Raw genomic sequence first — 18,309 nt, 5'->3', positions numbered from 1 at the left:
GGCTCAACCAGCCCCACTCTCGAACCTCGCACCACACCAGGGAAGGTCCGAATGTCTCGTCGTCTGCCGCCGTTCTCCGTCCTGCTCGCCATCGGGCTGGCCTGCCTGCTGCTGGTCTGGCTGGCACTCGGTGACATCGAAGGGTTCCGCGAGACTCCGCCCGAGGGCGACGAGGCCGAGGGGCCGGCGCTGACCCGGGTCGAGGTGGTCGAGCGCCAGGCGCAGGCCCACGCGCCCCGGCTGGTGCTGCAGGGCCAGCTCGAGGCCCACCGCGAGGTGACGCTGCGCGCCCGCCAGGCGGGCCGGGTAGAGGCGTTGCCCGTCGCCTTGGGCGAGCGGGTCAGCCGGGGCGAGACACTGCTAGCCCTGGCCCGCGAGGAACTCCCCGCCCGGCTCGAGCAGGCCGAAGCCGAACTGGCCCTGGCGCGGGGCGAGCTGGCCGGTGCTGAGGAGTTGCGCCGTCGCGAGCTGATCTCCAACCCCGACTACCTGCGCCTGCAGGCCGGCGTCAGCCAGGCCCTGGCCGAGGTCGCCACCCTGCGCCGCCAGCTCGATGACACCCGCCCCGAGGCGCCCTTCGACGGGGTGCTCGACCGCCTCGATGTGGAGGTCGGCGACCTGGTCCAGGTCGGCGAGGCCTGGGGCCGGCTGGTCGACGACTCGCGGCTCACCGCCATCGCCGCGGCGCCCCAGCGGGATGCCCTGTCGCTTTCCCCCGGGCTGCCCGCCGAAATCCGGCTGCTCGACGGCAGCCGTCTCGCCGGCGAGCTGAGCTACGTCGCCAGCCGCGCCGACGACAGCACCCGCAGCTTCCCCGTCGAAGCGACGCTGGCCAATCCCGAGGGGCGCCGCCTGGCCGGTGCCAGCGCCACCCTGATCATCCGCCTGCCCGAGCGCCGGGTGCATCGCCTCTCCCCTGCCCTGCTCGAGCTCGACGGCGAGGGCCGGTTGGCGGTCAAGCACCTGGATGACGACGACCGGGTGCGTCTCACCCCGGTCGAACTGGTCGACGCCGATGCCGAGTCCGCCCGGGTGGCCGGGCTGCCCGAACGGATCCGGCTGATCACCCTGGGCGGTGGCTTCGTCGACGACGGCGAACGGGTGGAGGCCGTCCCCGTCGAGTCGGCCACCACGCAGGCCGGCACGGACGCTCCCCGGGAAGCCCGCTGACATGCGTACCCTGATCGAGGCGGCGCTGGATCGCTCGCGCACCACCCTGCTGCTGCTGGTCGCGCTGCTGCTGGCGGGGCTCGCCGCTTGGCAGGCGATTCCCAAGGAGGCCAACCCCGACGTCACCATCCCCATCATCTATGTCTCGCTGTCGCTGGAGGGCGTCAGTCCCGAGGATGGCGAGCGGCTGCTGGTGCGCCCCATGGAGCAGGAACTGCGCAGCATCGAGGGGCTGCGCAAGATGACCGCCCAGTCGAGCGAGGGCCATGCCGCGGTCACCCTGGAGTTCGATGCCGGCTTCGACCCCGACCAGGCGTTGACCGACGTGCGCGAGAAGGTCGACATCGCCCGCGCCGAGCTGCCCGCCGAGGCCGAAGAGCCACGGGTCACGGAGGTCAACGTGGCGCTGTTCCCGGTGCTCTCGATCGGCCTGGCCGGGCCGCTGGAGGAGCGCCGGCGGCTGGCCGTGGCGCGCCGCCTGCAGCAGGAGATCGAGGGTATCCCGGAAGTGCTCGAGGTGGACATCGGCGGCGACCGCGAGGACCTGCTGGAGATCGTCGTCGACCCCCTGGTGCTCGACAGCTACGGGGTCGACTTCGCCACCCTGTTCAACCTGGTCAGCCGCAACAACCGCCTGGTGGCGGCGGGCAGCCTGGACACCGGGGCCGGACGCCAGGCGCTCAAGGTACCGGGGGTGATCGAGCGCCTCGAGGACGTCATGGCGATGCCGGTGAAGATCGACGGCGACCGGGTGGTGACCTTCGGCGACGTGGCCTGGATCCACCCCACCTTCAAGGACCCCGGGGGCTTCGCCCGCATCGACGACCAGCCGGCCCTGGTGCTGGAGATCTCCAAGCGCGCCGGTGCCAACATCATCGCCACCGTGGCCCAGGTGCAGGGGCTGCTCGACGAGGCGGCCGGCCTGATCCCCGACGAGCTGGAGATCACCACCATCCTCGACCAGTCCGAGACCGTGCGCGACATCCTCTCGGAGCTGCTCAACAACGTGGTCACCGCGGTGGTGCTGGTGCTGGTGCTGATCCTGGCCGCCATGGGCCTGCGCTCGGCGCTGATGGTGGGGCTGACCATCCCCGGGGCCTTCCTCACCGGCATCCTGCTGATCTGGGCGCTGGGCTACACGCTGAACATCGTGGTGATGTTTGCGCTGATCCTGGTTGCCGGCATGCTGGTGGACGGCGCCATCGTGGTCAGCGAGCTGGCCGACCGCCACCTGCGCCAGGGACAGCCGCCCCGGGAGGCCTGGGTCCAGGCCGCCACGCGCATGAGCTGGCCGGTGATCGCCTCCACCGCCACCACCCTGGCGGTCTTCATGCCGCTGCTGTTCTGGCCCGGCGTGGTTGGCCAGTTCATGAAGTACCTGCCGATCACGGTGATCCTCTGCCTGCTCGCCTCGCTGGCCATGGCGCTGGTCTTCCTGCCCACCCTGGGCGGCGTGTTCGGCGTGCGCAGCGCCGCCGCCACCCGCGACACCCAGCTGGTCACCGCCGGCGGGCGGCTCTACCGGGGCGTGCTGGCCCGCCTGCTGGCCTGGCCGGGCCTCACGCTGCTGGTCGCCCTGCTGCTGATGGCGCTGATCTACACCGCCTACGCCCGCTTCAACCACGGCGTCGAATTCTTCCCCAGCGTCGAGCCCGATACCGCCCAGGTGCTGGTGCGCACGCGGGGCGACTTCTCCGCCACGGAGACCGATGCCGTGGTGCGCCGGGTCGAGGCGCGACTCGCCGGCATGAGCGAGGTCCAGGCGCTCTATGCGCGCTCCTTCGCCGTGCCCGACCAGCAACTCGGCGGCGATGTGGTGGGGGTGCTGCAGTTCCAGCTGATCGACTGGCAGCGGCGCCGCCCGGCCAGCGCGATCCTGGCCGAGATGGCCGAGCGCACCCGCGACCTGCCGGGCATCCAGCTGGAATTCCGCGAACAGGAGTCGGGGCCGGCCGGCGGCAAGCCCATCGTGCTGGAGGTCAGCGCCGAGGACCCGAGCCTGGCCGACCGGGCCGTCACCGCGCTGCGCCGGACCATGGGCGAACTGGGCGGCTTTCGCGACATCGAGGACAACCGCAGCCTGCCGGGCGTGGAGTGGCGGGTGAAGGTGGACCGCGAGGCCGCCGCCCGCTTCGGTACCGACGTGGCCAGCGTAGGCAGTGCCGTACAGCTGCTCACCACCGGGCTGCAGGTGGCGAGCTATCGCCCCGCCGGCGTCAACGACGAGGTGGATATCCGGGTGCGCCTGCCGCGGGGAGCCCGCTCGCTGGACCAGCTGGGCCGCCTGACGCTGAACACCCGCCGCGGGCAGGTGCCGATCTCGCACTTCGTCTCGCTGGAGCCCGCCCCCAAGGTGGGCACTCTGCACCGCATCGACGGGCGCCGGGCCATCACCCTGGAGGCCGATGTGACCGCCGACCATCGACCCGACGAGCGCCTGGCGGCCCTGATGGCGGCCATGGCGTCGCCGCCCGAGGGGGTCAGGATCAACGTGGCCGGCGAGCAGAAGGACCAGCAGGAGGCGATGCGCTTTTTGGCCACGGCCTTCCTGGTGGCGATCGGCCTGATGACGCTGATCCTGGTCACCCAGTTCAACAGCCTCTACCAGGCGGGGCTGGTGCTCTCCGCCATCGTCTTCTCCACCGCCGGCGTGCTGCTCGGCCTGCTGGCCAATGCTCAGCCCTTCGGCATCGTCATGGTAGGCATGGGCATCATCGCCCTGGCGGGCATCGTGGTGAACAACAACATCGTGCTGATCGACACCTACAACCAGCTGCGCGGCGAGGGCCTGTCGCCCCGGGAGGCCGCCCTGGAGGCCGGTGGCCTGCGCCTGCGCCCGGTGCTGCTCACCGCCGTGACCACGGTGCTGGGCCTCATGCCCATGGTACTGGGCGTCAACGTCGACCTGATCACCCCGAGTCTAGGCATCGGCGCGCCCTCGACCCAGTGGTGGACCCAGCTCTCCAGCGCCATCGCCGGCGGCCTGACCTTCGCTACCGGCCTGACCCTGCTGCTCACGCCCTGCATGCTGGTGCTGGAACCCCGGCTGCGCCGGAAGCAATAAGCGGGAAGCGGGAAGCGGGAAGCGGGAAGCGGGAAGCGGGAAGCGGGAAGCGGGAAGCGGGAAGCGGGAAGCGGGAAGCGGGAAGCGGGAAGCGGGAAGCGGGAAAACAGCGTAAGTCAAGCACCTGGGTGGTAAAGCTTTTTCTTCCAGCTTCCAGGAGCGAAGCGACGCTCTTCAAGCTTCAAGCTCCCGGCGAAGCCGGGTCACAGCTCGGCCCGGGCGGCATCCGGCGCATGGGCCGCATGCAGGCGGGCGATCAGCTGGTCCTCGAGGCTGAAGCGCTCGCTGAGCCCTCGGCTCAGGCGGTCGAGCCAGGCGGGGAGACGACGCATATGGTGCTGGGCGCGGGCGGGACTGTCGTAGTCGCGATCGAAGGAGAGCACCAGCTCGGTGGACATTTCCAGGCGCTCGAGCAGGCGATCGGCGAGTTCCAGGGCTTGGTGGTCGCGGAAGGCCTTGGCCTCCTCCCGCAGCTGCGGGTAGACCTCGAAGTGACCGGCGCTGATGTAGTCCATCAGCAGCTCGCCGAAGGTATTGACGCGCTGCGCGCTCACCGCCTCGAGCTCGGTATCACAGGCCTGCTTCAGCGCGGCGAAATGGACCAGCAGCTCACGGCGCTCGTGGAGCCAGCGATCGATCAGCTCGTGCACGCCGCCCCAGCGCTCCAGGGCATTCTTGCAGTCTTCCAGCATGGGTGCCTCCCTTGCACGATGCGGCCAGCCACTCGGGGCACTCGATAGGGCTATCGCAGATAGCGGTATCGCTCGGGGCTGATCCGTCGACAGGTCTGCAAGGGGGCGCTGTGAACCCCTCCCTGGGCGCTACCGCTACCGACGCCATCCCTGGCGTAGGACCCCCTCTACGACCTGTCCCCGGCGCCCCTCGTCAGATCCAACTGCGATAGCTTTGGGGCACTCGACCCGCGAGTTGACAGACTCGCGCCTGCCGGGCCCGCTGTCAATCCCGTTGCCGCCTCGGCCGGCTCCTTCTTGCTGGGGCTAGCCCTGCCAGCGATAACCGCGGTGCGGGCGATTGGCCGCCAGCAGCAGGCCCAGCGGGGCCAGCGCGAGCACCAGGAAGCTGGCCAGAGTCCAGCCGGGCAGCGAGATGCCGAGCAGCAGGAAATTGATCTCGGCGCATTCTCCCGAGCCGGAGAGCACCTGCGCCAGCACCTGCTGCAGGGGCAGGATCTCCAGCATGTAGTCGAGCCCCGGGCCGCAGCTCGGCACCTCGTCGGCCGGCAGCGACTGCAGCCACAAGTGGCGCCCCGCCACGGCGATGCCGCCGCCCACGGCGGCCAGCGACAGCAGGCCGTAGATCACCGCTCCCGCACGCCCCACGGGGTCGTGGATCGCGGCGACGAGAAACACCGCGGCGGCGGCCAGCACGGCCACCCGCTGGAAGATGCACAGCGGACAGGGTTCCAGCCCGACGAGGTGCTCGAGGCCCAAGGCCACGGCCATCATCAGCACGCAGAAGGCGAGGCCAGCGAGGCTCCATTCGCGGACCGAGAGGCGCCGAAGGTCGTCGATCATGACGTCTCTCCCGTCTGCAGCGGTGTGACGGCCCGCACCTCGCGGGCACGCTCGAAGTAACGGGCCAGGAAGGCGTCGAAGCCCTCGGTCTCCGCCGCCTCGAGGTCATGCTGCTGGGCCAGGGAGGTCGCCACCAGCTCGTCGAACAGCGCCTCCCGGGACGGGTCCATGGGGGTGTCACGAAAGCCCTGCGCCTGTTCCCGGGCGAGGTCCAGCATGGCCTCGACGAAGGACTCACCGTTCGACTCGAGGCGCGCCAGCAGGCGAGCGGAGGGCGTCAGGGCGGGGTCCTCGAGGCGTAGCGACAGGGCCGCCAGCGCCTCGCCATGGGGCTCGCCCTCTTCCAGGCGGTCGAGCAGCTCCGCCACCGACGCCATCTCGGCGAGGATCTCGCCGCCCCAGTCGGCGATGGAGCGCTGCCGGCCATCCTGCAGCAGGCGAAGCTCGGGGTCCCGGCCACGCTCGACCACCAGGCGGCGATTGTCGTCCAGCCGGTCGCACTCCTCGTCGGGAATCCAGGGGCTCTCGCTGAGCAGGCACCACATCAGGAAGGTGTCGATGAAGCGAATCTGGTGCTCGTCTACCCCCAGCGGCAGGAAGGGGTTGAGGTCCAGGCAGCGCACCTCGATGTACTCCACGCCGCGAGCCTCCAGCGCCTGGCTGGGGGTCTCGTCGTGGCGCGCCACCCGCTTGGGGCGGATGTCGCTGTAGTACTCGTTCTCGATCTGCAGGATGTTGGCGTTGAGCTGGCGCCACTCGTCGCCCTCCTTCACGCCCAGCTTCTGGTAATCCTGCCAGGGCGTGGCGATGGCATGGCGCAGGGTATTGACGTAGTTGGAGAGCGAGTTGAAGCAGATCTTCAGCTGCTCCTGGACCTTGTTCTGGTAGCCCAGGTCCGACATTCGCAGGCTGGTGGCGTGGCGCGACACCAGGGTGTCCTCGCCATGCCGCTGCAGCTTCTCGGGCAGCTCGCCGCTCGGCAGGAAACTGCGATCCAGCGCCGATGAGGCGCCGAACAGGTAGAGCAGCAGCCAGCTGTGGCGGCGGAAGTTACGGATCAGCCCGAAGTAGCGTGCCGAGCGGTAGTCGCGGAGCGGGGTGTCCACATCGCCCTCGAGCTCACGCAGCAGCTCCCAGAGGTCATCGGGCAACGAGACGTTGTAGTGAACACCGGCGATGGACTGCATGATGCGCCCGTAGCGCAGGTCCAGCCCCTTGCGATAGACACGCTTCATGGTGCCCACGTTGGAGCGGCCGTAGTCGGCGATGGGCACGCTGTCGTTGCCGTCGAGCCGCGCGGGCATGCTGGCCGGCCAGATCAGCTCGTCGCCCAGGTGGCGATAGCTGAAGCGATGCAGATCGGCGAGGAAGTCCATGGCATCACCCGGCCGGCAGGTAACCGGGGTGATGTACTCCAGCAGCGCCTCGGAGTAGTCGGTGGTGATATGCGGGTGGGTCAGCTTGGAGCCCAGCGCGGCGGGATGCAGGGTAGCAGCGATGCGTCCTTCGCTATCGACCCGCAACCCCTCCTTTTCGATGCCGCGGCGCAGGCGCCCGACCCGCCCCTCGTCGGCCAGGGACTTGAGTCGATCGACGCGGCTGGTGAGCGATTCAGACAAGATGGTCACCCCATGTGTGGAAAGGCGGGCGCCATGGCGCCCGGCAAACGTCAGATTATGGTGCCGCCAGGCGGCGCTTCAAGCTCAACGACCCTTCTTGGCCTGGAGCAGGGCCGCCCCCAGGGCGCTCATCTGGCTGGCCGGCTCGGGCGCCTTGCTGTCGCGGCCGGCCTTGCCGGCTCCACGACCACTGGCATTGCCGCGGCGCGGCGGGTCGCCGTTCTTTTCGCCGCTCTTTTTGCCACCCTGGTCGCTACGCTGGTCATCCGGCTGGTCATCGAGGCGCATGGTGAGGCCGATGCGCGAGCGCGCGAGGTCCACGCTCATCACCTTGACCCGCACGATATCGCCGGCCTTGACCACCGTGCGCGGATCCTCGATGAACGTCTCGGAGAGCGCCGAGATGTGCACCAGGCCATCCTGGTGGACGCCGATGTCGACGAAGGCCCCGAAGTGAGTGACGTTGGTCACGCTGCCCTCGAGGATCATGCCGGGCTCGAGGTCCTTGAGGGTCTCGACCCCCTCGCGGAACTCGGCCGCCTTGAACTCGGGGCGCGGATCACGGCCCGGCTTGTCGAGTTCGGCGAGGATATCGGTGACCGTGGGCACGCCGAAGCGCTCGTCGGCAAACTCGGCGGGCTTCAGCGACCTGAGGGTGGCGCTGTCGCCGATCAGCCCGGCCAGCGGACGCCCGCTGCGCTGGGCGATGCGCTCCACCAGTGGATAGGCCTCGGGGTGTACGGCACTGGCGTCCAGCGGGTTGTCACCGCTCATGATGCGCAGGAAGCCGGCGCACTGTTCGAAGGTCTTGGGCCCGAGGCGGCTGACGTCGAGCAGCGCCCGGCGGCTGGTGAAGGCGCCCTCGGCATTGCGACGGGCGACGATGTTGTCGGCCAGGGCCGCATTGAGGCCGGCGACCCGCGAGAGCAGCGCGCTCGAGGCCGTGTTGAGGTCCACCCCCACGGCGTTCACGCAGTCCTCGATCACCGCCTCCAGGCTCCGGGAGAGCTGCAGCTGTGAGACGTCATGCTGGTACTGGCCCACGCCGATGGACTTGGGCTCGATCTTGACCAGCTCGGCCAGCGGGTCCTGCAGCCGCCGGGCGATGGAGACCGCACCGCGGATGGTAACGTCCAGCTCCGGCAGCTCCCGGGAGGCGTAGGCCGAAGCGGAGTAGACCGAGGCACCCGCCTCGCTGACCATCACCTTGGAGAGCGCGCGCTTGCCAGCCATCCGTTTCACCAGCTCGCCGGCCAGCCTGTCGGTCTCGCGGCTGGCGGTGCCGTTGCCCACGGCGATCAGCGCCACGTCGTGCTTCTCCACCAGCCTGGCCAGCTCGGCGAGCGATGCCTCCCAGGCATTGCGGGGCGCATGAGGATAGATGGTGGCGTGCTCCAGGAACTGCCCCGTGGCATCCACCACCGCCAACTTGCAGCCGGTGCGCAGGCCAGGATCGATGGCCAGGGTCGCCTTCTGGCCCGCCGGGGCGGCGAGCAGCAGGTCCTTGAGGTTGGCGGCGAACACCTCGATGGCCTCGAGCTCGGCCCGCTCGCGCAGCCGCCCCATCAACTCGGTTTCCAGGTGGGTATAGAGCTTGACCCGCCAGGTCCAGCGCACCACCTCGGCGAGCCAACGGTCGGCGGGTCGGCCCTGGTCGCCGCTCCCGTTGAAAATATCGAAATGCTTGGCGATGGCCACCTGCGCCGGGTGGAGCGGGGCCTCCTCCTCGCCGGGCAGGCGCAGGGCCAGCGCCAGCACGCCCTCGTTGCGGCCGCGGAACATGGCCAGCGCGCGGTGCGAGGGCACCTTGGCGAGCGTCTCGTCGTGCTCGAAGTAGTCGGAGAACTTGGCGCCCTCCTGTTCCTTGCCGGCGATCACCCGGGAGGAGAGCTCACCCTCGCGCCACAGCCGTTCGCGCAGCCGCCCCACCAGTTCGGGCTCCTCGGCAAAGCGCTCCATGAGGATCTGCTTGGCCCCGTCCAGCGCCGCCTTGGCGTCCTCGACGGCGGGGATGTCTTCCTCGGCGGTACGAAGGTACCTGGCCGCCTCGGTCTCGGGCACCAGGCTCGGGTCGGCCAGCAGGGCATCGGCCAGCGGCTCGAGCCCCGCCTCCCGGGCGATCTGCGCCTTGGTGCGCCGCTTCTTCTTGTAGGGCAGGTAGAGGTCTTCCAGGCGCTGCTTGGTGTCCGCGGCGCGGATGCTGGCGGAAAGCGACTCGCTGAGCTTGCCCTGCTCGTCGATGGCGGAAAGCACCGCCTCGCGGCGCTCCTCCAGCTCGCGCAGATAGGCGAGGCGCTCGTGGAGCTGGCGCAGCTGGATATCGTCGAGCCCGCCGGTGACTTCCTTGCGGTAGCGAGCGATGAAGGGCACGGTGGCCCCGCCGTCGAGCAGTTCCACCGTCGCCTTGACCTGCGGCGGGCGAACGGCGAGTTCCTCGGCGAGGCGGCGGATGATCTTGTCGTGTGCGTCCATGAAATCCTTGGCAATCAAACGTCCAGACGATCGCGACAAGGTACCACAAGCCCGGCTTCGCCGGGAGCCGTAAGCCGTAAGCTGGAAGGCAGCATGATCCCGCTAACGCTGGGGTCAAGGTTTTTTCTTCAAGCTTCCAGCTTAAGCCCGCGAAGCGGGCGTTCTTCAAGCTCCCGGCGAAGCCGGGCTGAAGGTCAGCGCCAGGCCGTTGTTGCACCAGCGCAGGCCGGTGGGCTCGGGGCCGTCGTCGAAGATGTGGCCCTGGTGACCGCCGCACCGCGCGCAGTGATACTCCGTGCGCGGAAACACCAGGAAGTAGTCGACGCGGGTCAGCAGGTGCCCCTCGACGTGTTCGAAGAAGCTCGGCCAGCCGGTTCCAGAGTCGTACTTCATGGCACTGGTGAACAGCAGCAGGTCGCAGCCGGCACAGCGGTACTCGCCCTCTCGGGTCTCCTTGTCCAGGGGACTCGAGAAGGCCGGCTCGGTGCCCTCATCGCGCAGCACCTCGAACTGCTCCTCGCTGAGGCGCTCCCGCCACTCGGCCTCGGAGAGCTCCAGCACCTCGAGCCCCTCGGCACGCGTCAGCTCGGGCTTGGGCCGGGCCGCGGCCAGCCCCGGCAGCAGGCCGGCGAGGCTGCCGGCTCCCAGCACGCCAAGAAAATGCCGTCGTTTCATGGTCGTTCTCCGTTGATGGGCTGACGAAGGCGCCAGCCTTTCCCGTGAGGTGACGCCAAGACGCAACCGGGGGAAGGAGCTGCGTCCTTCCCCCGATCAGACCGTCGCTGCCAGCGACGGTTCGCCGTCCTGTCGCCCTCAGGTCAGGCTGGGGCCCGCCTCGACGATCGCCTCGTCGACGCCCTCGAACTTCTTGAAGTTGTCGACGAACTTGGCGGTCAGCTCGTTGCGCTTGTGGTCGTAGGCGGCCTTGTCCTCCCAGGTCTCGCGCGGCTCGAGCAGGCGGGAGTCGACGCCCGGCACGGCGGAGGGCACGGCCAGGTTCAGGCCCTCGACCCGGCGCGTCTCGACATCACGCAGCACGCCGGACTGGATGGCGCTGATGATGGCGCGGGTGGTGGGGATCGAGAAGCGCGCGCCGCCCTCCCCGTAGGCACCACCGGTCCAGCCGGTGTTGACCAGGTAGACCTGGGCATCCTTCTCGGCCACGCGCTTGACCAGCAGGTCGGCATATTCGCGCGCCGGACGCGGGAAGAAGGGGGCGCCGAAGCAGGTGGAGAAGGTCGCCTCGAGGCCGGCGGAGGAGCCCACCTCGGTGGAGCCCACCTTGGCGGTGTAGCCGGAGAGGAAGTGGTAAGCGGCGGCTTCCTTGGAGAGTACGGAGACCGGGGGCAGCACGCCGGACATGTCGCAGGTCAGGAAGACGATGGCATTGGGCTCGCCGGCGCGGTTCTCGGGCACGCGCTTGTCGACGTGCTCCAGCGGGTAGGCGGCGCGCGAGTTCTGGGTCAGACCGTCGTCGGCGTAGTCCGGCTCGCGGCGGTCGTCAAGGACCACGTTCTCCAGCACGGTGCCGAACTTGATGGCCTGCCAGATGATCGGCTCGTTCTTCTCGGAAAGATCGATGCACTTGGCATAGCAGCCGCCCTCGATGTTGAAGACGGTGCCCGGCCCCCAGCCGTGCTCGTCGTCACCGATCAGGTAGCGGGCCGGGTCGGCGGAAAGCGTGGTCTTGCCGGTACCGGAGAGGCCGAAGAACAGCGTGGTCTCGCCGTCCTCGCCGACGTTGGCGGAGCAGTGCATGGGCAGCACGTCGGCGGCCGGCAACAGGAAGTTCTGCACCGAGAACATCGCCTTCTTCATCTCGCCGGCGTAGCGCATGCCGGCGATCAGCACCTTCTTCTGGGCGAAGTTGAGGATCACGCAGCCGTCGGAATGGGTGCCGTCGCGGGCCGGGTCGCACGCGAAGAAGGGGGCGTTGAGGATGGTCCACTCGTCCTTGACGGACGGGTTGTAGGCCTCGGGACGCACGAACATGGTGCGGCCGAAGAGGCCGTGCCAGGCGGTCTCGGTGGTGACGCGCACCGGCAGGGAGTGGACCGGGTCACTGCCCACGTGGAGCTCGGACACATAGTGCTCGCCGCCGGCCAGGTACGCATCGACGCGGGCCCACAACGCATCGAACTTCTCGGCATCGAACGGGCGGTTGACGCTGCCCCAGTCGATCTGGCCGCTGGTGCTCGCCTCGTCGACGATGAAGCGATCCTTGGGCGAGCGGCCGGTGCGCACGCCGGTGTTCACCACCAGGGCACCGTTGGCAGCCAGGCGCCCTTCCCCGTTGGCCACTGCCCGCTCGATCAGCTCGGCACTGCAGAGGTTGACGTGGGAAATGGCGGCTTGCTGGGGGGCGGCTTGAGTCGTGGTCATGTCGTGTCCTGGGCCTTGCGGCCGCTTCTCTCTCGTGTGCCGGGCGTCGGTGACGCAACGTGGGTCATGCCTTGATCGCCCTGTGCGGGTCATTGCCGTCTTGTGGCAGGGCGATCGGACCGGAAAACGGCGCCATTATGGCAAAAACCCGGCCAACGGGAAACGCCGTTATTGGGCGAAGATAATGTAGTTTTTCTACTACATCGGCGCCGTTCACTACCGCTCACTCGAAAACACATGCTGCTATGCAGCACTTGGGCCGCGACGACCTCAGTGCAGGGTCGGCGGCACTCCCTCGGGGTCGTCGAGCATCGCCTCGACCTCGGACACCGGGAAGTGGTAGCGGGTATGGCAGAAGTGGCACTGGGTATCGATGCCGCCCTGCTCGGCCAGCACCTCGCGCAGCTCCTGCGTGCCCAGGGTCATCAGCGCGGAGGCGATGCGCTCACGCGAGCAGGTGCAGCCGAAGCGCAGCGCCTTGGGATCGAAGACCCGCACCGTCTCCTCGTGATAGAGCCGGCGCAGCACCTCGAGCGGCTCGAGGCCGAGCAGCTCCTCGTCCTTCACGGTGTCGGCCAGGTGCAGGGTGCGCTCCCAGGCGTCGGCGTCCTGGGGGCGGGACGCGTCGGGCAGGCGCTGCAACAGCAGGCCGCCGGCACGCCGCCCGTCGGCGGCCAGCCACAGCCGCGTCGGCAGCTGCTCGGACTGGGCAAAGTAGGCGGCGAGGCAGCCCGCCAGGCCGTCGTGCTCGAGGGCCACGATGCCCTGATAGCGGTGGCCATCGGTGGGGTCGAGGGTGATCACGATCTGTCCCTCGCCCACCAGTTCCCGGAAGCCGGCATCGGCGCCGGGAATCGGCGCATCCTCGGCCAGGCGGGCAATGGCGCGCAGCTCGCCGCCGGGGTTGGATTCCGCCATCAGCAGGGCGAGCGCGCCCTGGCCGCGCACCTCGATGCTCAGGGTGCCGTCGAGCTTGACGGTGTCGGTGAGCAGGGCCACCGCGGCGAGCAGCTCGCCGAGCAGGTGGTTCACCGCGGGGGGATAGTCGTGGCGCTCGAGTACCTCGCCGTAGGCGCGCTCGAGGGTGACGATCTCGCCACGCACGTTGGTGTTGTCGAAGAGGAAACGCTGAATCTGATCGGTCATGAGGCTCTCTGTCTAGTCATCCTGCTGGCGCTGGAAGCGTTGGATCTCCCGACGCTGCTTCTTGTCGGGGCGCTTGAGCGGGTGCTGCATGACCTGGTTGGTGAGGCGCCGGGCCTCGGCCTCGCGCTCGCGGCGCGCGACGCTCTGCTCGGTCTCGCGGTAGAGTGCGCGGGCCTCGGAGGCGCCGCGGCGCTGGTCGGAGAGCGCCAGCACCTCCACCTCCAGGATGTCCCAGCCCTGAGGCACCCGGATCAAGGCGCCGACCTCGACGGTCTTGCTGGTCTTGGCCCGCCCACCCCCGTAGTGGACCTTGCCGCCCTCGATGGCCTTCTTGGCCAGGGCGCGGGTCTTGAAGAAGCGCGCCGCCCACAGCCACTTGTCGAGTCGCACGCTATCCACGGCCGCCCTCCTCCTTCTCCTCACCCGCTGCAGGCGCCTCACCCGCCGCAGGCGCCTCACCCGCCGCAGGCGCCTCACCCGCCGCAGGCGCTTCGCCCGTCGTGGGCGGCAGGTTGTCGGGCAGGATGCTGGCGAAGCGGTCCAGGGCGATGAACTCCTCGAGCTCCCGCTCCGGCCGGCGGCTGTCGGGTTGCTTGATGCCCAGCAGGTGGCGGATGCCGAACTCCCGGGCGCTCTCGAGCACCGAGGCGTTGTCGTCGATGAACAGGGTACGCTGAGGGTCGAAGGGCTCGACCTCCTGCAGCGCGAACCAGAAGGCCTGCTCCTCCTTGGGGACACCGAGATCCGCCGAGGAGACGATGGCATCCAGGTACTCCTCCAGCCCGGTGAGCGGCAGCTTGAGTTCCAGGCTAGCGCGGTCGGCATTGGTGGCCAGCACCACCCGGGGATGGGCCGCCTTGAGCCAGCGGAGGAAGTCCAGGGCGTCGCTGCGCAGGCCGATGAGATGCTGGATCTCGCGCTTGAGGGCCACCACGTCGACCCCCAGCTCGCGACTCCAGTAGGCCAGGCTGTACCAGTTGAGGGTGCCCTGCTCGCGGATGATCCGGGCACGCAGCTCCTCCTGGGTCGCCTCGTCGAGGCGATGCAGTTCCCCATAGCGTCGCGGCAGGTGCTCGAGCCAGAAGTGGCTGTCGAAGTGCAGGTCCAGCAGGGTGCCGTCCATGTCCAGCAGGACGGTGTCGATGGCGCGCCAGTCGATCATCGCTACTCCCGGGGTGAATCAGGGTCCGTTGGGACATAGTATTGGGCCGTTGCGAAATAGTATTGTATCGAATCGCCAACAGGGAATCTCCACCATGTCCGACCCGCACGACGCCTCCCGACCCTGGCCCGTCAAGCCACACATCCTCGACCGGCGCAGCGTGGCGCGAAGTCGTCTCTTCCACGTCGAGGAGCTGGACCTGCGTTTCTCCAACGGCGCCGAGCGCACCTTCGAGCGGCTCACCGGCACCGGCCAGGGCATCGGCGCGGTGATGATCGTGGCCATGCCCGACCCGGAACACGTGCTGCTCATCCGCGAGTATGCCGCCGGCTTCGAGGACTACGTGCTGACCCTGCCCAAGGGGCTCGTCGATCCGGGCGAGGACATCGTCACCGCGGCCAATCGCGAACTGATGGAAGAGTGCGGCTTCGGCGCCCACCGCATAGAGCCCCTGGTGGAGCTGTCGCTGGCCCCCAACTATATGCGCCACCGCATGCAGGTACTGCTGGCCAGCGACCTCTACCCGAAGCGCCTGCCCGGCGACGAGCCGGAGCCGCTGATCGTGGAGACCCACGCCATCGACGAGCTCTCGGCCCTGCTGGCCCGGGAGGACTTCCACGAGGCCCGCGCCATCGCCGCGCTGTTCATCGCCCGGGACAAGCTGCGCAGCGAGGCACCCGTCGATGCCGGGCTCTGGTGAGCCCGGCGACACCCGCTACCGGGAGTGCAGCCGGCGCAGCGCGCTTTTGCCATCCTTGAGCCTCACCCAGCGACCCTGCCGATAGCTGTCGAGCCCGGTTTCCAGCAGGATCATCACGTCCAGGGCCGACTCGCTGGTCACCGGCGGCGGCGTGCCCTCGAGCAGCGTCTGGGCGATGCCGGCGTAGAAGGCGGGGTAGTCCCCCGGCACGACCGACGCCTCGCGGCTCGTCAGGGCCACCGCGTCGCCCTCCCCCGCGTCGAGGGTCAGGATGCCGGGCTCGGCATCCACGCCCCAGCTCGATGCGGGCGTCTGCCCCGCCTTGAGCCAGGCCTCCTGGGGGTCGAGCCCGTACGTCACGAAGCTACCGCGGGTGCCGTGGACCCGGAAGCGCGGGGTCGGTGCGGCCACCAGGGAGCCGGCCTGCAGGCTCACCCGCAGGTGGTCGTACTCCAGCAGGCAAAGGAAGTCGTCATCCACCTCGGCGCCCTCGCGAGAGGTGGCGAGTTCCAGCAGGATCGCCCTGGGCATGCCGAACAGCTGCCGGGCCTGGTCGAGCAGGTGCGGCCCGAGGTCGTACCAGATGCCACCACCCGGCTTGTGGTGGTCGCGCCAGCGGTCGGTGACCCGGGGGCGAAAGCGGTCGAAGCGCGACTCCAGCGACACCACCCGTCCCAGGGTCCCCGCGTCGAGCAGTGCCTTGAGGGTCAGGAAGTCGCTGTCCCAGCGGCGGTTGTGGAAGACGCTGAGCAGGCGCCCGGCGCCATCGGCCTGGGCCTTGAGCAGGCGGGCCTCGGAGGCGCTGACGCTGAAGGGCTTGTCGATCACCACGTGCTTGCCGGCCGCCAGCGCCGCCTTGGCCAGCGAGAAGTGGGTGTCGTTGGGGGTGGCGATCACTACCAGGTCGATGTCGCGTCGTGCGAACAGCGGCGCCGCCTTGGGCAGCACCTCGACCTCGGGGTGGTCGGCCTGGACGCGCTCGGCATTGCCGCTGACCACGGCGGTCAGCTCCAGGCCGGGGGCGGCCTGGATCAGCGGGGCGTGGAAGGTGCGCCCGGCCATGCCGTAGCCGACCAGGCCGACGTTGAGGGTCTGTGTCTTCATCGTGCGGGCTTCCCTGCAGGGGTCATGGGGCCCGGCCCTCGGCCGGGACTCGCGTCACTTGGCGTTCGGCCAGGTCTGGGGTTAGTCGAGCCGGGTCAGGTCGCGTACCGCGCCCTTGTCGGCGGAGGTCGCCAGCAGGGCATAGGCCTTGAGCGCCGTCGAGACCCTGCGCTCGCGCGGGATGCTCGGTTTCCAGGCCTGTGCGCCCTTCGCCTCCTCCGCCTCGCGACGACGCGCAAGCTCCTCGTCGGGGAGCTTCACGTCGATGCGGCGGCCGGGGATATCGATGCGAATGATGTCGCCGCTCTCCACCAGGCCGATGGCCCCCCCGGCCGCCGCCTCCGGCGAGGCGTGGCCGATGGAGAGCCCCGAGGTCCCCCCGGAGAAGCGCCCGTCGGTGAGCAGTGCGCAGGCCTTGCCCAGCCCCTTGGACTTGAGATAGCTGGTCGGGTAGAGCATCTCCTGCATGCCCGGGCCACCGCGCGGGCCCTCGTAGCGGATGACGACCACCTCGCCCTCCGTCACCTGGCCAGCGAGGATATGCTCCACCGCCTGGTCCTGGGACTCCACCACATGGGCCGGGCCCTCGAAGACCAGGATGGCGTCGTCGACGCCGGCGGTCTTCACCACGCAGCCGTCCTCGGCGATGTTGCCCTTGAGCACCGCCAGGCCGCCCTCGCGGGAGAAGCCGTGCTCGAGATCGCGGATGCAGCCGCCGGCGCGATCGCCGTCGAGGCTCGGCCAGCGGGCGGCCTGGGAGAAGGCCTCCTGGGAGGGAATGCCACCGGGGCCGGCCTTGTAGAACTCCACCACCTCGGGGCTCGGCGAGCGCATGATGTCCCACTCGTCCAGGGCCGCCTTGAGGGTGTCACCGTAGACGGTGGGCACCCGGGTATCCAGCACGCCGGCGCGGTCGAGCTCGCCGAGGATGGCCATGATGCCGCCGGCCCGGTGGCAGTCCTCGATATGGTACTGCTGGGTGTTGGGCGCCAGCTTGCACAGCTGCGGCACCTCCCGCGACAGCCGGTCGATGTCGGCCATGGTGAAGTCCACCTCGCCCTCCTGGGCGGCGGCCAGCAGGTGCAGGATGGTGTTGGTGGAGCCCCCCATGGCGATGTCCAGGGTCATGGCGTTGCAGAAGGCCGCCCGGGAGCCGATGGCCCGCGGCAGCAGGTGCGCCTCGTCACCTTCATAGACGCGCGTGGCCAGCTCGACGATGCGGCTTCCCGCCTCCTCGAACAGCCGGCGACGGTCGGCGTGGGTGGCCAGCACCGTGCCGTTGCCCGGCAGCGCCAGGCCCAGGGCCTCCATCAGGCAGTTCATGGAGTTGGCGGTGAACATGCCCGAGCAGCTGCCGCAGGTCGGGCAGGCGCTGCGCTCGATCTCGTCGATCTCCGCGTCGCTGTAGCGGTCATCGGCGGCGGAGATCATCGCATCGATCAGGTCGATGCCGTGGTCGAGCAGCCGGGTCTTGCCCGCCTCCATGGGGCCGCCGGAGACGAAGATCACCGGGATGTTCAGGCGCATGGCGGCGTTGAGCATTCCCGGAGTGATCTTGTCGCAGTTGGAGATGCACACCAGCGCATCGGCGCAGTGGGCGTTGACCATGTACTCGACGCTGTCGGCGATCAGGTCGCGGCTCGGCAGCGAGTAGAGCATGCCGTCGTGGCCCATGGCGATGCCGTCGTCCACGGCGATGGTGTTGAATTCCTTGGCCACCCCGCCGGCCTTCTCGATCTCGCGCGCCACCAGCTGGCCCATGTCCTTCAGATGCACGTGGCCGGGCACGAACTGGGTGAAGGAGTTGGCCACCGCGATGATCGGCTTGTGGAAGTCATCGTCCTGCATGCCGGTGGCGCGCCACAGGGCGCGGGCACCGGCCATGTTGCGGCCGGCGGTGGTGGTACGGGAACGATACTCGGGCATGCTGTCCTCTTCTTTTAAGCGGCATCCAG

The 18,309-nt window shown here is 69.3% G+C and carries 14 protein-coding genes; 3 read left to right on the top strand and 11 right to left on the bottom strand.

Going from position 1 to position 18,309, the window contains the following annotated elements:
* Positions 1–51 precede the first annotated feature (51 nt).
* Together OP497_RS13865 and OP497_RS13860 are read left to right on the top strand one after the other, a co-directional pair.
* Positions 52–1,170, top strand: a complete 1,119-nt coding sequence (locus OP497_RS13865) for an efflux RND transporter periplasmic adaptor subunit (protein WP_280549403.1) — start codon at positions 52–54, stop codon at positions 1,168–1,170.
* 1 nt (position 1,171) lies between these two features.
* Entirely contained in the window at positions 1,172–4,234 is a 3,063-nt protein-coding gene (locus OP497_RS13860) for an efflux RND transporter permease subunit (protein WP_280549401.1), read from the top strand.
* 203 nt (positions 4,235–4,437) lie between these two features.
* On the opposite strand, the gene rsd is transcribed toward OP497_RS13860, so the two are convergent.
* The 9 genes from rsd to yrfG all read right to left on the bottom strand — a co-directional run bounded on the left by rsd (position 4,438) and on the right by yrfG (position 14,550).
* A complete protein-coding gene (gene rsd / locus OP497_RS13855) occupies positions 4,438–4,926 on the bottom strand; it encodes a sigma D regulator (RefSeq protein WP_280549399.1) in 489 nt (162 codons plus the stop codon).
* A gap of 306 nt (positions 4,927–5,232) precedes the next feature.
* Positions 5,233–5,769, bottom strand: a complete 537-nt coding sequence (locus tag OP497_RS13850; protein ID WP_280549397.1) for a disulfide bond formation protein B — start codon at positions 5,767–5,769, stop codon at positions 5,233–5,235.
* Positions 5,766–7,388 carry a glutamate--cysteine ligase gene (gene gshA, locus OP497_RS13845; RefSeq protein ID WP_280549395.1) on the bottom strand — a complete coding sequence of 541 codons (1,623 nt, stop codon included), beginning with the start codon at positions 7,386–7,388 and terminating at the stop codon, positions 5,766–5,768. The genes OP497_RS13850 and gshA overlap by 4 nt, the downstream gene beginning before the upstream one ends.
* 84 nt (positions 7,389–7,472) lie before the next feature.
* Positions 7,473–9,860 (bottom strand): Tex family protein, encoded by a 2,388-nt coding sequence (locus tag OP497_RS13840; protein WP_280549393.1) that lies wholly within the window; start codon positions 9,858–9,860, stop codon positions 7,473–7,475.
* Between the two features lie 165 nt (positions 9,861–10,025).
* Positions 10,026–10,535, bottom strand: a complete 510-nt coding sequence (gene msrB, locus OP497_RS13835; protein ID WP_280549391.1) for a peptide-methionine (R)-S-oxide reductase MsrB — start codon at positions 10,533–10,535, stop codon at positions 10,026–10,028.
* A 138-nt stretch (positions 10,536–10,673) separates the two neighbouring features.
* Positions 10,674–12,242, bottom strand: coding sequence for a phosphoenolpyruvate carboxykinase (locus OP497_RS13830; protein WP_280549389.1), 1,569 nt, complete (start codon positions 12,240–12,242; stop codon positions 10,674–10,676).
* A 270-nt stretch (positions 12,243–12,512) separates the two neighbouring features.
* The gene (gene hslO, locus OP497_RS13825; protein WP_280549387.1) at positions 12,513–13,388 is read right to left on the bottom strand and encodes an Hsp33 family molecular chaperone HslO; all 876 of its coding nucleotides are present in this window, start codon (positions 13,386–13,388) and stop codon (positions 12,513–12,515) included.
* Between the two features lie 12 nt (positions 13,389–13,400).
* Positions 13,401–13,787 (bottom strand): ribosome-associated heat shock protein Hsp15, encoded by a 387-nt coding sequence (gene hslR, locus OP497_RS13820; RefSeq protein WP_280549386.1) that lies wholly within the window; start codon positions 13,785–13,787, stop codon positions 13,401–13,403.
* Positions 13,780–14,550 (bottom strand): GMP/IMP nucleotidase, encoded by a 771-nt coding sequence (gene yrfG / locus OP497_RS13815; protein WP_280549384.1) that lies wholly within the window; start codon positions 14,548–14,550, stop codon positions 13,780–13,782. Before yrfG ends, hslR begins: the two co-directional genes overlap by 8 nt.
* 94 nt (positions 14,551–14,644) lie before the next feature.
* Here yrfG and nudE point away from each other — a divergent pair, with 94 nt between their 5' ends.
* Positions 14,645–15,250, top strand: coding sequence for an ADP compounds hydrolase NudE (gene nudE / locus OP497_RS13810; RefSeq protein WP_280549382.1), 606 nt, complete (start codon positions 14,645–14,647; stop codon positions 15,248–15,250).
* A gap of 15 nt (positions 15,251–15,265) precedes the next feature.
* Here nudE and OP497_RS13805 read toward each other — a convergent pair whose 3' ends face one another.
* Both OP497_RS13805 and ilvD read right to left on the bottom strand, forming a co-directional pair.
* Positions 15,266–16,354 (bottom strand): oxidoreductase, encoded by a 1,089-nt coding sequence (locus tag OP497_RS13805; protein WP_280549380.1) that lies wholly within the window; start codon positions 16,352–16,354, stop codon positions 15,266–15,268.
* A gap of 81 nt (positions 16,355–16,435) precedes the next feature.
* Positions 16,436–18,280 carry a dihydroxy-acid dehydratase gene (gene ilvD, locus OP497_RS13800; protein WP_280549378.1) on the bottom strand — a complete coding sequence of 615 codons (1,845 nt, stop codon included), beginning with the start codon at positions 18,278–18,280 and terminating at the stop codon, positions 16,436–16,438.
* Positions 18,281–18,309 lie beyond the last annotated feature (29 nt).

Source organism: Halomonas sp. 11-S5, assembly GCF_029889825.1.
Taxonomy (GTDB): domain Bacteria; phylum Pseudomonadota; class Gammaproteobacteria; order Pseudomonadales; family Halomonadaceae; genus Halomonas.
This window is presented reverse-complemented; position numbering and strand designations above follow the sequence as displayed.